A 15,505-nucleotide genomic window follows, 5' to 3' on the forward strand; every position below is an offset into this window, starting at 1 on the left:
TGCCCGCGTGCTCCCCCAGGTCAAGGCGTTTGCTTCAGAAACGCGGCGGTTCCGCTCAGGAGCTGCCTCTTCCGTCTTCGGAACATGGTCGTCTCGGCCCGAGACCCCCTCGAACCTCTCCATCCTCTCATCTCCTGGTGGGCCCCCTCCCAGGTGACGGCGGGAGGAGGCTCATGATTGACGTGTCGCCTCAACTTGATACAAACATTGAACATGAAGTCGCGCCCCAGCTCCCGGACCCTCCCTCGATGTTTCGCGGTGATGGCCTGCGTCATGGCGCTCGGCGCGCCGGTCGCGGCGCTCGCGTTGCCTGCCGAAGGGGAGAAGGTCCCCAACGCGCGGGTGGAGGACGCGGATGGGCGCGGGATGGAGATGAAAGGGCTGCGGGGGAAGCCGATCCTCATCGTCTACGAGGACAAGGGGTCTTCCGAGCAGAACAAGACGCTGAAGGACGAGCTGAGCAAGCTGGCCAAGGGGGATCGCTACAAGACGGCGATCGCGCTGGCGGCGATCGCCGACGTCAGCTCGTACAATTTCTGGCCGGTGAAGGGCTTCGTCAAAGACGCGATCCGGGACGAGTCGAAGAAGGCGGGGACGACGATCTACTGCGACTGGGATGCGTCGTTCCGCAAGAAGTACCGGCTCCGTGAGGGGGTGAGCAGCGTGGTGCTGGTGGACAAGGCCGGGCACGTGATCTTCGCGGCCGATGGAGCGCTGTCCGCGGAGCGACGGGCGCAGCTCCTGCAGATGCTGCGCGCCCAGGTGGAGCCGTAGGGAAGCGCGCCCGGGTAGAGGTGCGCGGAGCAAGGGCGTCGCGCGACGTCGTGGAGGTGCGCGGTGTAGCGCGGTGCAGTGAGGCGCAGCGGATCAGCGCGGTGCGGCGCGGCGTCCGCGGCGCTGGGCGGCGAGGGTGCGCTCGATGGAGGTGCGCAGGTCGTTGAGATCGCCGGCGACGAGGCCGCCGCGGGCCTCGACGAAGGGGCGGAGGGGGTCGGCTCCATGGCCGCCGACGATCCACAGGGTACCGCGGCAGGCGTCGGCGTAGGCGTCGACGAGCTCGCGGGCCTGCGGTGGGGCCGGGGGGATGGAGACCGTGAGGGCGACGAGCTCGGGGGCGAGGGCCTCGACGGCGCGGGCGATGGCGGCCGGTGGGGTGCGGGGGCCGAGCAGGATCACGCGGAAGCCCCAGGTGCAGAAGCGCAGGCCCACGCCGACCAAACCGAGGACGTGGTCTTCCTCGGAGAAGCCCGCGAGCAAGGCGCGGCGCGTGCTCTCCGCAGGCTGGGAGAGGCGCAGGAGGTGGTGCAGGGTGGTGCCGAGGATCTGCGCGGCCAGGTGCTCCTGGGCGACGGTGAGCTTGCCGGCGTGCCAGAGATCGCCGATCTGCTCGAGGGCCGGGCCGAGGGCGCGCTCGAAGATGGCCACCGCCGGGCCGAGGGCGAGGGCCTTGGCGACCTCGGCTTCGAGGCGCTCGGGGTCGAAGCGCAGGGCGGCGTCGACGATGCGGTCGCGGGTGTCGGTGAAGGCGTCGTTGTCCGAGGTAGGGAGCGGGACGCTGGCCCCGCGGGCTTCGAGCACGGCCTGCGCGGCCTCGGCGGCGGCCATGCCGCCCGCGACGAGATCGCGCATCCTCCGGACGAGGGCCACGTCCTCGTCGCTGTAGAGCCGGTATGCCGAGGCGGTGCGTGCGGGCGTGGGGACGCCATAGCGACGCTCCCAGGCGCGGAGGGTCGCGGTGGAGACCCCGCTCATGTTGGACACGGCCTGGATTCGGTAGCGGCTCAACGCAGATGTCTCTTTCCGGGACCGCGGAACGGGGACCGGAACCTTGCCGGCTCGGGCGCAAATGCCTTTATCAAAGAGTGTACAAACATTATACTCATTCAGTGACAACTTCCAGTGATTCGTTGCTCGGGGGGCGTGGAGGGGTGCGGTCTGGATCGGAGGGGAGCGGGAAGGCAACGCGCTCGCCGCGTGCGGTGGTGATCGGGAGTGGGTTCGGGGGGCTGGCGGCGGCGGTGCGGCTGGGGGCCCGTGGCTACCAGGTGACGGTGCTGGACAAGCTCGATGCGCCCGGGGGGCGCGCGTACGTGCACCATCAGGACGGGTTCGTCTTCGATGCCGGTCCGACGGTGATCACGGCGCCGTTCCTGTTCGAGGAGCTGTGGGCGCTGTGTGGTCGGAAGCTGTCGGATGACGTGGAGCTGCGGCCGGTGACGCCGTTCTACCGGATCCGGTTTCACGACGGCGAGACCTTCGATTACACGGGCGACGCCGCGGCGATGCGTGACGAGGTGCGGCGTCTGTCGCCAGGCGACGTGGAGGGGTACGAGGCGTTCGTCCGGACGAGCGAGGAGATCTTCCGCGTGGGCTTCGAGCAGCTCGCGCATGTGCCGTTCGGCTCGTGGAAGGACATGGCGCGCATCGTGCCCGACATGGTGAAGCTCGAGAGCTACCGGACGGTGTACGGGCTGGTGTCGAAGTACGTGAAGGATGAGCGGCTCAGGCAGGTGCTCAGCTTTCACCCGCTCCTGGTGGGGGGGAATCCGTTCTCCACGACGTCGATCTACAGCTTGATCGCGTTCCTCGAGCGGCGGTGGGGGGTGCACTTCCCGGTGGGCGGGACGGGGGCGCTGGTGAACGGCCTGGTGTCGTTGATCGAGGGGCTCGGTGGGGAGGTGCGCTGCAACGCGGAGGTGCGGCGGATCCTGGTGGAGCAGGGGCGCGCGAAGGGGGTGGTGCTGACGTCGGGTGAGACGGTGCTCTCGGACGTGGTGGTGTCGAATGCCGACTCGGCCTGGACCTACCGTCACCTGGTGCCGCCGGAGCACCGGAAGCGGTGGACGGATGCCCGCATCGAGCGGCAGCGGTACTCGATGAGCCTCTTCGTGTGGTACTTCGGCACGAAGCGGCAGTACGAGGACGTCAAGCACCACACGATCCTGCTGGGGCCGCGCTACAAGGGCCTGCTCGACGACATCTTCCAGAGGCACGTGCTCGCCGACGATTTCAGTCTCTATCTGCACCGGCCGACGGCGACCGACCCGGGGCTCGCGCCGCCGGGCTGCGACACGTTCTATGTGCTGTCGCCGGTGCCGAACCTGCTGAGCAAGACGAACTGGGCGACGATGCAGGAGGCTTACCGGGCGTCGGTCGCGCGGCTCCTGGAGAAGACGGTGCTGCCCGGGCTGTCGGAGGCGATCGTGACGTCGCGGCTGCTCACGCCACAGGACTTCCAGGACCGGCTGCTGTCGTTCCGAGGCGCCGCGTTCGGGGTGGAGCCGGTGCTGACGCAGAGCGCGTACTTCCGGCCCCACAACGCGAGCGAAGACGTGGAGGGGCTGTACCTGGTGGGGGCGGGGACGCACCCCGGTGCAGGGTTGCCCGGGGTGCTGTCGTCGGCGCGGGTTCTGGACTCGGTGGTACCGGATGCCTCGTCGATCGTCTGACGCCGAGGCGGACCTCGCGGCCTGCAAGGCGATCTTGCAGCAGGGGTCGAAGAGCTTCGCCGCCGCGTCGCTGCTGCTGCCCGAGCGGGTGCGGAACCCGGCGGCGGCGGTGTACGCGTTCTGCCGGGTGGCCGACGACGCGGTGGACGAGGGGGTGGGGGGCCTCGACGCGGTGCGGGCGCTGGAGGGGCGGCTGGCGCGGGCGTGCGCGGGGACGCCCGACGATGGGCCGGTGGACCGGGCGCTGGCGCGGGTGATCGAGGCGCACCAGTTGCCGCGGGTGTTCCTGGAGGCGCTGCTGGAGGGGTTCGCGTGGGACGCGGAGGGTCGGCGCTACGAGACGCTGTCGGCGCTGAACGCGTACGCGGCGCGGGTGGCAGGGGCGGTGGGGGCGGTGATGGCGACGTTGATGGGGGTGCGGTCGGCGCGGGCGCTCGCGCGGGCGTGCGATCTGGGGGTGGCAATGCAGCTCACGAACGTGGCGCGGGACGTGGGCGAGGACGCGCGGCGAGGGCGGCTGTACTTGCCCGAGGCGTGGCTGCGAGAAGCGGGGATCGCGCCGGAGACGTGGCTGTCGGCGCCGTTCTTCGACGCGCGGGTGGGGCTTCTGGTGGCGCGGCTCCTGGGGACGGCGGAGGCGCTGTACCGGCGGGCCGATGCGGGGATCGCGATGCTGCCGCGCGACTGCCGGCCGGCCATCCGGTCGGCGAGCTTGATCTACGGTGACATCGGTCGGGTGATCGCGGCGCAGGGGTTCGACTCGGTGTCGGGGCGGGCGGTGACGTCGAAGAGGCGCAAGGGGGTGCTGCTCTTGCGGGCGCTGGTGTCGCCGACGCCGTCGGACCCGCTCGCGCTGGGGGCAGAGGCGCCGGCGCTGTCGGAGACGCGTTTTCTGGTGGAGGCAGGGGGCGAGCCGTGATCCGTCGTGAGGTGGCGCGAGGCCTGGTGCGGGAGGCGGGAGGCGAGGCGCTGCTGGAGCGGCTGGAGCACCTGGACGCGGTGCGGTCGGCGCGTGCTTCGGGAGCGGCTGGGGCGCCTGGAGCGGCTGGAGCGCGGGGTGAGGGGTTGCGTGCGCCGGATCGGGGAGCGCGGCCCGACCATGACGTGGTGATCGCGGGCGGGGGGCTGTCGCTGCTCCTGGCGCCGCTGCTCGCGGCGAAGGGTCTGCGGGTGGCGGTGCTCGATCGGGCGCGGGTGGGGGGCGCGCACCGGGAGTGGAACGCGGGAGAAGCCGAGGTGCAGGCGCTCGTGGGGTGCGGGCTGTTCTCGCGCGAGGAGGTGGAGCGGCTGATCGTGGCGCGCTACCGGGAGGGGTTCTGTCGGTGGCACGGGGGAGGGACGTACCCGGTGCGCGGGGTGCTGGACCACGCGATCGATGCGCGGGGGCTGCTGGATGCGGCGCGGGCGCAGGCCGAGGCGCGTGGGGTGTCGCTGCTCGATGAGCACGCGCTGGTGGCGCACGCAGAGGGGCGCGATGCGGTGGCGCTGTCGGTGGAGTCCGGCGGGGTGCGGCGGTCGCTGTCGACACGGCTGCTCGTGGACGCGCGGGGGGCGGCGAGCCCGTACGCGACGGCGGACCTGATCTGTCCGACGGTGGGTGGGGTGATGGAAGGGCTGGAGGTGGGGCCGGGGCCGCGGCAGATCCAGCCGGACGTGGGGGAGATTCTGGTGTCGACCGAGGGGATCGACGGGGGCTTCCAGCACCTGTGGGAGGGGTTCCCGGGGCGGCCCGGAGAGACGACGGTCTACCTGTTCTACTACGCGCGCGCAGAAGACGTGGGGCCGGGGGCGCTGGTCTCGCTGTACGCGCGGTTCTTCGCGCAGCTCGGGCGCTACAAGGCGGGGGAGCCGCAGCTCGTGCGGCCGACGTTCGGGTACATCCCGGGGTGGTCGCGGCTGTCGCCGGCGCCGCGGGCGAAAGGGCGTCGGGTGAAGCTCGTCGGGGACGCGGCGGCGCGGCACTCGCCGCTGACGTTCTGTGGGTTCGGGGCGAGCGTGCGAGGGCTCGCGCGAACGGCGAAGGCGCTCGGCGAGGCGGTGGAGCGGCCGGAGGTGAGCGAGATGGGCGAGGACGCGCCGGTGCACGCAGGGACGGGGGCGCTGGCGGCGCTGATGGCGCGTCCGCCGCGCGGGATGGGCGCGGAGGGGATGAACGCGCTGCTCGATACGGCGTTCTCGGTGCTGCACGCGGAAGGGGACGCGTTCTACGGGGCGCTCTTGCGGGACGAGATGAGCGCCGGGGATTTCGTGGGGTTCCTGCAGAAGACGGCAAGGCTTCGCCCGAGCGTGTACCGTGAGGTGTTCGGCGCGCTGGGGGCCGGGGCGCTGGGGCGCTGGGGGGTGGGGCTGGCGCGAGAACTCTTGCGGGTGGGGTAGCGGGTGCGGGGCTTGGTCGGTCGAGGGCGGTCAGGGGTGAGGGGATCGCGCGACGCGGGGGGTGGGCGCGGGGTGCGGGGTCGAGGCGGGCGTCGGGGTGCGGGGTCGAGGCGGTGGTGGATGGGGGAGGCGGGCTGCGACCCAGGGGCCGAAGAAGAGGCCGTGGGGCGCGGCGCCCGTGCGGTGATGCACGAGGTGGGCTTCCCGGACGCGGGCGAGGTAGGGAACGCGGGCGAGCCAGGCGACCGGGAGTCGCTGGTGCACGAGCCCGTCATGGACCACCACGTACGCGACGCCGAAGAGGGTCATGCCGATGCCGACGCCGAAGGCGAGGTCGCGGTGGACGCCTGGCGACGCGAGGCAGCCGTAGAGGATGAGGGCGATGGCGATGGGCGCGTGCAGCACGGAGAGGGCGTCGTTCAGCTCCCAGGCGCCCTTGCGGCGGCGGTGATGCGAGCGATGAATGAACCAGAGGGCGCCGTGCCAGATGCGGCCGTGGAGCAGGGCGGCCCAGGCTTCCATGGCGAGGGCGGTGGCGAGGGCGGCGCCGATCCAGATGGCGATCGAGGTCAGCATGGGGGGAGCTCGGGGCGTGGGCCTCGGGGGGCGTGGTGGTCTCGCTGGGAGCGAGCGGGGTGCTGGATGAGCGAGGCGCCGTCCGTGCGGAGGGAGGCGCGATGATCCCGGCGCGGAAGGGGCGCTGGTTCAACGCGTGGTTCTCGGGTCATGCGCGGGGGAAGATTCACGGGACGTTCAGTGAGGTGTGGATCCACGGGCTGGCCGAGGCGCGGGCCCTGGCCGCGGAGGCGCCGCTGCTGCTGCTCGCGAACCACACGTCGTGGTGGGATCCGCTGGTGATCTTGCACCTGTCGCAGCATGTGCTGGAGGTGGACGGTCACGCGATGATGGACGCGAAGAACCTGCGGCGTCTGCCGTTCTTCGCGAAGGTGGGGGCGTTCGGGGTGGATCTGGAGAGTCCGGCCGATGGCGCGGCGGCGATCAAGTACGCGGTGAAGCTGCTCGATCGGCCAGGGCGCGCGGTGTGGGTCTTTCCGCAAGGGAGGGAGCGCCCGGCAGGAGAGCGGCCGCTCGGGTTCCGGCCAGGGGCGGCGGAGATCGCGCGGGTGGCGCGGCGCGCGCGGGTGGTGCCGGTGGGGCTGCGGTACGAGCTGGGGGCGGAGGAGCAGCCGAAGCTCTACGTGTCGTTCGGGGCGCCCGTGGCCGCGCTGCGGGATGCGGTCACAGGGAGGCGGGTGCAGGAGCAAGCGGTGGAGGCCGAGCTGGACCGGATCCATGAGGCGCTGTGCGCGGTGGCGGATGGGGGCGAGGGGTTGGCGGCATTCGCGCGGGTGCACCGGGCGAAGGAATCGGCGGTGGGGCCGCTGCTGGAGAGGTTGCTCGCGCATTGGACCCGGCCTCCTGGCGTTCCTAGGCCCCAGCTTCCTGGAGGAGGCCGCGGCGGTTGACCTCGAGGACGGTGTCGCGCCAGCGGACCTTGCGGCTGGCGAGGGCGCGCGTGAAGGCGGCGAGGAGCACGAGGTCGGCGAGGAGGGCGTCCGCGAGGGCGGTGCGGAGCGCGGTGGGGCGGCCGGCCGCGCGGGCGGCGCCGAGGGCCGTGAGGAGGCGGGCGCCGAGGGCGAGGGTGAGGGCGGCGCTGGCGAGGAGGGGGGTGAGCGGGGCGGTGGCGAGGGCGAGCGCGGTGATGAGGGGGGTGGCGCAGAAGAGGGCCGGGTAGCTGGCGAGAAGGAGCGTGCGCTGGGCGCGGATGACGCTGAGCCAGCGGGCGTAGCGGCTGACGACGGCGGGGAGGGAGCGGCCCGCGGCGAGGGAGGAGGCGACGAGGGGGGCAGGCGCGACGTGGCCTCCATGGGCGCGCAGGCGACGGGCGAGTTCCATGTCTTCGCCGAGGTGGGCGACGAGGGCGCCGAAGCCGCCTGCACGCGCGAGGTGGTCGGCGCGTACAGCGCAGAGCTTGCCGACGAGGGCGGAAGGGTCGAGGTGGGCGAGCAGCGGGAAGGCGTGGAGGGATCCGCCGAGCACTGCGGCCGAGGCGCGGTCGCCGAGGGTGTGGGCGGGGGCGCGCTCGGCGGGTGGGGCCCAGGTGGCCGACGCGGGCCGAGGGGCGGTGAGGGGGGCGAGGAGGAGGTCGAGGTCGAGGCCGTCGAGGTCGACGTCGCTGTCGGCGACGAGCAGGAGGTCGAAGGGCTGCGCTTCGGTGGCCACGACGGCGGCGAGCTGGGCCGCTTTCCGGTTGGGGTCGAGCGCGCGTGCGCCGTCGGAGGCTGGCCGGGTGAAGGCGAGGCGGGCCTTCAGGCCGGCCTGTTCGAGTGCGGTGATGGCGGCCCGGGCAGCGGGGGTGGCGGTGTCCTCCTGGGTCTCCACGGCGACGACGCAGCGCAGGGTACCGCGGGTGCGGGCTCCCGCGAGCGAGCGCAGGGTGCGCTCCAGGTGGGGCTCGTGGCCCGCGCAAGGGCGGACGAGGAGGACGCGGGTTTCGGAGGGCAGAGGCGGGATGACAGGTGCGCGCCGTGCTGCCGCGCGGGCTCGGCGCAGGGCCTCCAGGGACACGCTCGCGACCACCGCCGCCCAGGCGAGCGGAATCCAGCCGGCGGTTTGCGCGAGCGAAGGCTCCATCAAGTCGCTCTCCGCATGCGAAACGGAATCAAGAAGCGCACCCACGAGCACTGGAAGCGCTCCAGCGAGAGCTGCTCGTGGACCACGGTCGCCTGGCGACCGCCGAGCGTGGCCGAGGCGAGCGAGCGCGCGTAGAACGGCGTGTCTTCCAGGGTGCGGACGAGGTGCGGCGAGGTGCCCGGGTCGACCGCGATGGACCGCGAGAGGCCCCAGCCCGTTCGACCGAAGGGGCGCAGGGCGTGGGCGCCCAGCTCGCGCTCGTCGCCCCGGCGGTCGAAGGTGCGGGCGATGCGCAGGCGAGAGCCATCACGCCGCTCCACCTGATAGGACACGGCCACCTCGTCGTGCGCTGCGCTGGCGTGAGGATGGCGATGGCCTTCTCCGGTCGTTGCCCGTGCCCAGCTCCAGCCCGTGAAGGCGTCTTCCAGTGGCTCGTCGCCCGCGTTGGCGTCGAGGTACGCGCTGCCAGAGAAGCGGAGCTCGGGGTGCGAGAGAGTCACCTCGGCGCGTGCGATGGGCGCGATGGGGGTCCAGAGGTGCCGCCCTGCCGCGTCGAGCCGTACCGGGGCGGGCGGCGCGCTGTGCGGGATGAGGCGCACCTGCCCGCGGAGGCGGGTCGGCAAGAGCGAAGGGAACGGCGAGGTGGTCTCATCGAAGGAGACGAGCAGGTCGTCGCTCTCCCACCGCATGGCGCTCGGGCCGATCTGGAGTGCGCTCGGGCTGCGGGTCACGGCGGTGCGGCGCCGCTCGGTGAGCGCCCAGTGCGAGGCGCGTGGTCCGTAGAGGGCCACGTTCATGGCGCAGTGATCGAGTGGCTCGCCCATCCCGAGACCTCGGCTTCGAGCCGCGGCATAGTAGGGGGAGAACACGCTGCCGAGCAGGGCGATGAGGGTGAGCGCGTGGCGCCCGTCATCGCTCACGACGTCGAGATACCACCAGGCGTAACCCGTGCGCGTGAGGGGGTGGTCGAACCGAGGTCCTCGAGGACGCTCGTCGCCGCGAGCCGTCCGCTCAGCATCGCCATGGGGACGCCCGCCCCCGGATGGACGCTCCCCCCCGCCAGGTACAGGCCCGCGAGCTTGGCGCGAGAGCCCGCCCTGGCGAGCGGTGCGCTCCAGCCATGCGAAGCTGGGCCATAGAGAGCCCCGCCCGTGCCCGGGAACAGGCGCTCGAAATCGTGAGGCGCCGTCGCGATCGGTTCGCTCGAGGGCTCGAGCGAGAGCCCCAGCCGACGCAGGTGAGTGAACGTCCGAGCTTCGCATTCGCGGATCTCCTGGGGGGAAAGAGGGCGCTTGTCGCCGACGGCTGGGGCGTTGATGAGGCACAGAAACCGCTCCGGGGAGGCTTGCGCCGCGTCGGTGGGAGGGGGAGGGGCGGAGGGGGCGGCGAGGGACGCGCCTCGGTCCTGAGCGCACACGTAAACGGTGGGCTCTTGCGGCACGGAGGCCCTCTGGAAGAGGGCGTCGAACTCGGCCGCGTAGTTCGAGGAGAAGAACACGTTGTGATGAAGAAGCGGAAAGCCGCGCGGCGTCCCCGTCAAGGCCCAGGTGATGGCCGAGAGGGACCGTGAGTCGCCAGGATCGGGCATCTTCTTCGCTGCCGGCTTCCCCAGCAGCCCCCGTGCCAGCGCCCCCACGTCGCCATTGAAGATCACCGCCCGGGCGCCGATGACCTCGCCATCGTCGAGCCGCACGCCGCGCACCTGTCCACCACTCACCACGATCTCGGCCACGTGCGCGCCATAGCGGAAGGTGGCTCCTGCGCGCGTCGCGGCCTCGGCCAGCGCGTCCGCGACGCGGATCATGCCACCCTCCACCAACCACACGCCCTCGCGCTCCACATGGGCCACCACGTTGAGCGTCGCGGGCGCGAGGTACGGCGACGAGCCGCAGTAGGTCGCATAGCGCCCGAAGAGCTGGAGCAGCCGCGGATCGCGAAAAAAATCACCCAGGGCTTTCCACAGTGTCCGGTAGCCGTCGATGCGAAGGATGCCGCCGATGCCCAGGCTCCCCGCCGTGTCGAGCAAGGTGCGCATGGTGGGCCGCTCCGACTGGAGGAAGGGACTGTTCACCGTACGGAAGATGTCGTGGGCATAGCGGCAGAATCGGCGGTAGCCGTCGGCGTCTTCGCGGCCGCTGAATGCCTGAATGGCCTCGACGGTGCGCTCCTGATCGGCGAAAAGATCGAGGCTTGCGCCGTCGGGCCAGGCGTGTCGGGCGAGGACCTCGGCCCGCTGGAGATGTAGATGATCGTCGAGGCGGAGGCCGCAGGCGGCGAATAGCTCCTCGATGACCCAGCGCATGGTGAGGACGGTCGGGCCGCCGTCGATCAGGCGTCCCCCGACCGAGATCTCCCGCATTTTCCCACCAGCCCGCGCGGCCCGCTCGAGGACGGTCACCTCCACCCCGCGCGCTGCGAGCAAGGCGGCTGCGGCGAGGCCTCCCGCACCTGCACCGACCACGAGGACACGTTCCCGATCGTTCACCACAGGCTCAAGCTAGCGGAGCGAGCAAGCTGTGTCCAATGTTTGTCATGGTTTGTATAATCCGTTGACAGCCCATAAGCCGTCATCCAAGAATCGAGCTATGGATTCAGCCGACCGGATCGAGCGCGCCTTGCGCGCTGCGGTGGCTCCACTGGCTTCTCCGGACGCGCCTCCAACATTGAGCGCAGCCGTCCAGCACGCCCTGTTCCCCGGCGGTGGCCGCATCCGTCCACGGCTTTGCCTCGCGGTCGCTTCGGCCTGTGGGGATGCTTTGCCGCCACTCGCCGAAGCGGCAGCAATTGCGGTGGAACTGGTGCATTGCGCGTCTCTGGTGCACGACGATCTTCCCTGCTTCGACGACGCGCCCGTGCGTCGAGGGCGGCCTTCGGTGCACGCGGCCTTCGGAGAGCCGCTGGCCGTCCTGGCAGGCGATCAGCTCATTGCCCTCGGTTTCGAGGTGCTGGCTCAGGCTGCCCTCGTCGAGGGCGCGTGGGCGCCTCACCACGCTCTGGGGGCTGCGCGGCTGGCGCTGGTGCTCGGCCGGGCCGTCGGCGCTCCGTACGGGATCATCGGAGGGCAGGGGTGGGAATCGGAAGCGCACATCCCCTTTGCCGCTTACCGGCGCGCGAAGACCGGAGCGCTGTTCGAGGCCGCTGCCGTGAGTGGCGCCGTCGCGTCCGGGCAGGAGGGAGGAGCGTGGCGCGCCTTCGGGCAGCGCATCGGGGAGGCGTATCAGCTCGCCGACGATCTGCTGGATGTGGAAGGCGACGCCGAGGCGATGGGCAAGCCCACGGGCAGGGACGAGGCGCTGGGGCGTCCGAATGCGGCCGCGCACCTCGGTGTCCATGGCGCGCGGCGCTTGCTGCGCGAGCTGCTCGCCGAGGCGCATGAAGTCATCCCTGCCTGCGTGAACGCGGAGGCGCTGCGCGGCTGGCTCCGTGAGCTGTCCGAGAAGCTCGCCGTCGCGCATCGGCCCGCCGTCACCATGCACGTGGAGGCGGGGTCGGCCTGACCGCGACGCGCCTCGGTCGCTCCGCGTCAGTCCGCCATGCTGAGTCGCTCCCCCTCGTTTGGCAGCGTGTGAGAGAGACGCTGCCGTCCCAGGGCGGGCAAGGAAAGGACGAAGGTGCTGCCACGACCGTCTTCGGTGATGGGGCTGCGCACCGAGACGCTGCCGCCGTGGCTCTCGGCGATGTGCTTGACCAGCGCAAGCCCGATCCCGCTTCCACGCGCGCGGTGCTCGGCGGCGCGGCGGCCCCGGACGAAGCGCTCGAAGATCTGCTCTCGCTCTTCGGGGTCGATCCCCGGGCCGCGATCGCTCACGCGGACCTCGATCTGGCCTGCCTCCGCTCTCGCGACCATGACGTCGACGCGCCCGCCTTCCCGGGCGTATTTCGTGGCGTTGTCGAGCAGGTTCATGATCGCCAGCTCCAGCGCGCCAGCGTCGAAGCGGGCCTCGAGGCCCTCGTCGTTCACTTCGAGGTGGGCCTCCATGCCCTCTCGCTCTGCCCGGTAACGGTACAGCTCGATGGCGCGCGCGGCGACCTCGCCGACGTCTCCTTCATTGAACTCGTACGCGGTCTTGCCCCCCTCGACCTTGGCGAAGTCGAGCACGTTCTCGATGAGCGCCGTGAGCCGCTCGCTCTCGCCGACGATGATCTGCAGGTACTGGCGTCGCTTCTCGTCCGTGGGGACGCGGCCGCCGAGCAGGAGGTCGCCGAACATGCGGATGAGCGAGAGCGGTGTCTTCAGCTCGTGGGACACGTTGGCCACGAAATCGCTCTTCAGCACCGCGAGGCGGCGCTCCTTGACCGAGGCGAGCACGACGATGGCGATGCCCGCGAGGGCGACGAGGCCGGCGATGCCGACCATGCCGATCTCGATCAGGCGCTGGCGCTCCACTTTCTGCCCGAGTTCCTCGGCAGTGGTGAGCGCAAGCTGGAGGCGCCAGTTGTAGAGGGTCGTCGGGAAGGGGCGACCGACGGTGAACTCGCCTTCCTTGATCGGCGGTCCGAACACGATGCGGCCGCTCTCGTCGATGACGTTCATGCGGCTGTTGCCGCGATCGAGGTCCCGGTAGAGGCGGGGGAGCACCTCGTGGACCAGCCTCGGCACGTCGTGCCAGGCGACGACGAGGTAGCGCTGTCCCTCGCGGCTCCGCTGCCAGTAGCTGAGCAAGAGGCTCTGCTCGCCGACGACGTGGTGCAGGTGCCGCAACTCCTCGACGGGGCCGTCGAAGTTGAGCTGGGGGAGGAGCCGGGTGACGAGGAGGCGTCGGATCGCGTCGTCCTCGCGCCCCGGGGTGCCGCGCGAGGTGAAGGAGAGGACCTCGCGCTCGGGGCTGTCGAGGTCCAGGACCAGGATGGCGCGCACCGTCGGCGTTTCGCGGGCGGCGGTGGGCAGCCAGCGCTGGGTGATCAGGGCCAGGTTGGCGACGTCGACGTGGGCGGCGACGACGTTGTCCTGCGCGATGATCAGTTTGTCGAGACGGTCGACGCGCTCGTCGGCGAGGGTGAGGGTGGCGTCGAAGACCGTCTGCTGTCGGGCTTTCTCGATCTGCAGGGTGGTGCGGAGGGCGATGCCTCCGAGCACCAGCACGGCGAGCACGATCGCCGGGACCAGCGCGAAGTAGAGCAACCGCTCCCGACCGACGTGGGGCTCGCTCATGGGTCAGCCGCCGCCTGGTGGTGGCTCCTGCAGCGCCAGCACGCCGTTCTGCACGATCCGGTCACGGTCGATGGGGGGCGCGTGCTCGCCGAGGAAGCCGGCGAGCTGCTCGGCGAGGTAGGTGAGCGCCTGGCCTTCGTCGTCGGTGAAGGGGTTTCCATCGAGGGGGTTGGCCAGCTCCAGCAAGCCGAGCCGGCGGCCGGAGGCTCCGAGGGCGGCACAGAGGACGCTCTTCGGGGTGATGCCGATGCGGCGCCACCGCGCATCCATCACCCGGGGGTCCGCGGCTGCATCGGGGATGACGAGGGCGGCGGACGCGTCGAAGGCCGCCTGGGCGAGCGGAGCCGTCGCCGGCTGGCTCGCGAGGAGGGCGCTCTTGCCTCCGGCCTGGCACACGACGACGAGTTCGCGTCGGGCCTCGTCCAGGAACGAGACCAGCCCGACCGCGCTCGGGATGCGGGTCTGGACCAGTTTGAGTACGAAGTCGGCGCCCTCGAGCGGATCGCTCATGAAGTGCAGATCGACGCAGGCGTCCGTGAGTTCGGGCTGGAGGTCGCGCCAGGGTCGCCGTGCGGGAGCTGCAGGGGGCGACGAAGATGATGCGGCCGCCGGGGGGGCGGGAGGAACAGCGGGGAGCACGGCGGCGGTCGTCTTTGCGGGGACGTCCGTGCGTGCGGGGGGCGTGTTGGGGGCCTGAGGAGCGCGGCGTGCTTCGGCACTCGGCTTCTCGGGGGTGGCGGAGTGGGGAGCACGTTCGCGGGAGGTCGCAGGTGCGGTCGCAGTTGGAGATGCGGTCGCGGTTGCTGCAGGTGCGGTCGCCGGCGCGGGAGAGGTCGAGTTCGCGGGCGACGGCTTGGGGTTGGACTTCGTGGCTGTCGAGGGAGAGGGCGAGCTGGTGATGGGGCGGGTGACGGCGGGCCGGTTGCTCAGGGGATAGGTCACCTCGACGCTTTCGGCGCGCCAGTCCTTCCAGGCCATGGTGATCAGGGGGCGTCGGAGTGGGCGCCCCTTGAAGGTGTGATCGAAGACCGCGAGGCGGACCAGCCGGCCAGGGCGCACGCCCTCCATGGACTGCCGCATCTCGACCATGCGCGCGTCCAGCAGCGCCTCTGCCCTGTCCTCCTGCGTGTTCCGCGCGACCGTGTAGACGACCTCGCGGTAGGTCAGGGGAATCTGCTCCGTCGGCGCTTGCTCTTGTCGAGACAGGATCTCGAACGAGGGAAGCTCGGGTCGGAGCGGGGCGTCGCCCTGCGCCGTGGTCGACGTCTGGAGGCCTGCGCTGGTCTTGCTCTGCCCGTCCTTGCTCTGTCCGTAGAGCAGGGTCGGCGTGCGGTCGCGCCCTCCTCGCGGCGTGGGAAGCCTGGGTGGGCTGGCTTCCGGGCGGGGGGCCGCGTCCCGGGGGCCGGACGTTGCTCCTTCCCTGGCCGCGTCGCTCGGCTGTCGTCTGGCACCTGCGCCGCTCCGTCGGGTGATCGAGGAAGAGGTGATGCCGGGAGGGGGAGGGACCGACGGCGCGCGAGGTGGCGCTGCCTGCTCGCTCTTCGCTGAAGTGGGCTCACCCTGGCCCGGAGAACCGTCCTCCGGAGCGTGGCGGATGAGGTACTTGAGCCGCGCGGCACCATCCGTCGCTCGGTAGCCGTCGTCGAGCAGCTCGATGGAGACGTTGCTCATCGAGCCGTCCTGACCCGAGAGCGCCCGCGCTTGCTGCAGCGCGAGCTGCCACTGGTCCGCTTCGACGTGCAGACGCTTCGTCGGCTGCTGGCCCTGACCCGTCGGCGAGATCTCGACGTACCAACGCATGGTGGTGGCGCCCCGGTCTGCGCTGGCGATGCCACGCCGGCGGCCACGCGGTGGCGCGGCCCGTCCTACTTACCCGAGCCCACGGATGGGGGTC

Annotated in this window: 13 protein-coding genes; 6 read left to right on the forward strand and 7 right to left on the reverse strand. The window is 71.5% G+C overall.

Annotated features, from left to right (window positions below; all coding sequences use genetic code 11):
- Nucleotides 1-213 precede the first annotated feature (213 nt).
- Entirely contained in the window at nt 214-774 is a 561-nt protein-coding gene (locus CMC5_RS07100) for a YtfJ family protein (RefSeq protein WP_082362297.1), read from the forward strand.
- A gap of 93 nt (nt 775-867) precedes the next feature.
- Here CMC5_RS07100 and CMC5_RS07105 read toward each other — a convergent pair whose 3' ends face one another.
- Nucleotides 868-1,785 carry a MerR family transcriptional regulator gene (locus tag CMC5_RS07105; RefSeq protein WP_050429697.1) on the reverse strand — a complete coding sequence of 306 codons (918 nt, stop codon included), beginning with the start codon at nt 1,783-1,785 and terminating at the stop codon, nt 868-870.
- 143 nt (nt 1,786-1,928) lie between these two features.
- Between CMC5_RS07105 and CMC5_RS07110 the strand changes: the two genes are divergently transcribed.
- The 3 genes from CMC5_RS07110 to CMC5_RS48360 are packed head-to-tail and all read left to right on the forward strand — an operon-like array spanning nt 1,929 to nt 5,825.
- On the forward strand, nt 1,929-3,449 hold the full coding sequence (locus tag CMC5_RS07110; protein ID WP_050429698.1) for a phytoene desaturase: 1,521 nt from the start codon (nt 1,929-1,931) through the stop codon (nt 3,447-3,449).
- Nucleotides 3,430-4,368, forward strand: a complete 939-nt coding sequence (locus tag CMC5_RS07115) for a phytoene/squalene synthase family protein (protein ID WP_050429699.1) — start codon at nt 3,430-3,432, stop codon at nt 4,366-4,368. The genes CMC5_RS07110 and CMC5_RS07115 overlap by 20 nt, the downstream gene beginning before the upstream one ends.
- Nucleotides 4,365-5,825 (forward strand): geranylgeranyl reductase family protein, encoded by a 1,461-nt coding sequence (locus tag CMC5_RS48360; RefSeq protein ID WP_156338307.1) that lies wholly within the window; start codon nt 4,365-4,367, stop codon nt 5,823-5,825. The genes CMC5_RS07115 and CMC5_RS48360 overlap by 4 nt, the downstream gene beginning before the upstream one ends.
- A gap of 30 nt (nt 5,826-5,855) precedes the next feature.
- Here the strand turns inward: CMC5_RS48360 and CMC5_RS07125 are convergent, their stop codons facing one another.
- Nucleotides 5,856-6,401 (reverse strand): sterol desaturase family protein, encoded by a 546-nt coding sequence (locus CMC5_RS07125; protein ID WP_063796230.1) that lies wholly within the window; start codon nt 6,399-6,401, stop codon nt 5,856-5,858.
- Between the two features lie 32 nt (nt 6,402-6,433).
- Here CMC5_RS07125 and CMC5_RS07130 point away from each other — a divergent pair, with 32 nt between their 5' ends.
- Nucleotides 6,434-7,291: a lysophospholipid acyltransferase family protein gene (locus CMC5_RS07130; protein ID WP_050429700.1), complete on the forward strand. Its 858-nt coding sequence runs from the start codon at nt 6,434-6,436 to the stop codon at nt 7,289-7,291.
- Here the strand turns inward: CMC5_RS07130 and CMC5_RS07135 are convergent.
- Genes CMC5_RS07135 through crtD form a run of 3 tightly spaced genes read right to left on the reverse strand, consistent with a single transcriptional unit; the run spans nt 7,254 to nt 10,944 of the window.
- Nucleotides 7,254-8,459 carry a glycosyltransferase gene (locus CMC5_RS07135; RefSeq protein WP_050429701.1) on the reverse strand — a complete coding sequence of 402 codons (1,206 nt, stop codon included), beginning with the start codon at nt 8,457-8,459 and terminating at the stop codon, nt 7,254-7,256. The two genes, CMC5_RS07130 and CMC5_RS07135, sit on opposite strands and share 38 nt — an antisense overlap.
- Nucleotides 8,459-9,379, reverse strand: a complete 921-nt coding sequence (locus CMC5_RS07140) for a carotenoid 1,2-hydratase (RefSeq protein ID WP_050429702.1) — start codon at nt 9,377-9,379, stop codon at nt 8,459-8,461. The genes CMC5_RS07135 and CMC5_RS07140 overlap by 1 nt, the downstream gene beginning before the upstream one ends.
- Nucleotides 9,376-10,944 (reverse strand): 1-hydroxycarotenoid 3,4-desaturase CrtD, encoded by a 1,569-nt coding sequence (crtD, locus tag CMC5_RS07145; protein ID WP_245678335.1) that lies wholly within the window; start codon nt 10,942-10,944, stop codon nt 9,376-9,378. Before crtD ends, CMC5_RS07140 begins: the two co-directional genes overlap by 4 nt.
- Before the next feature lie 100 nt (nt 10,945-11,044).
- Here crtD and CMC5_RS07150 point away from each other — a divergent pair, with 100 nt between their 5' ends.
- A complete protein-coding gene (locus CMC5_RS07150; RefSeq protein ID WP_050429704.1) occupies nt 11,045-11,956 on the forward strand; it encodes a polyprenyl synthetase family protein in 912 nt (303 codons plus the stop codon).
- Nucleotides 11,957-11,982: 26 nt separating this feature from the next.
- Here the strand turns inward: CMC5_RS07150 and CMC5_RS07155 are convergent, their stop codons facing one another.
- Together CMC5_RS07155 and CMC5_RS44060 are read right to left on the reverse strand one after the other, a co-directional pair.
- Nucleotides 11,983-13,611 (reverse strand): sensor histidine kinase, encoded by a 1,629-nt coding sequence (locus tag CMC5_RS07155; protein ID WP_050429705.1) that lies wholly within the window; start codon nt 13,609-13,611, stop codon nt 11,983-11,985.
- Between the two features lie 3 nt (nt 13,612-13,614).
- Complete coding sequence (locus tag CMC5_RS44060; protein ID WP_050429706.1) at nt 13,615-15,411, reverse strand: GAF domain-containing protein; 1,797 nt, start codon at nt 15,409-15,411, stop codon at nt 13,615-13,617.
- Nucleotides 15,412-15,505 lie beyond the last annotated feature (94 nt).

This window comes from Chondromyces crocatus, assembly GCF_001189295.1.
Taxonomy (GTDB): domain Bacteria; phylum Myxococcota_A; class Polyangia; order Polyangiales; family Polyangiaceae; genus Chondromyces; species Chondromyces crocatus.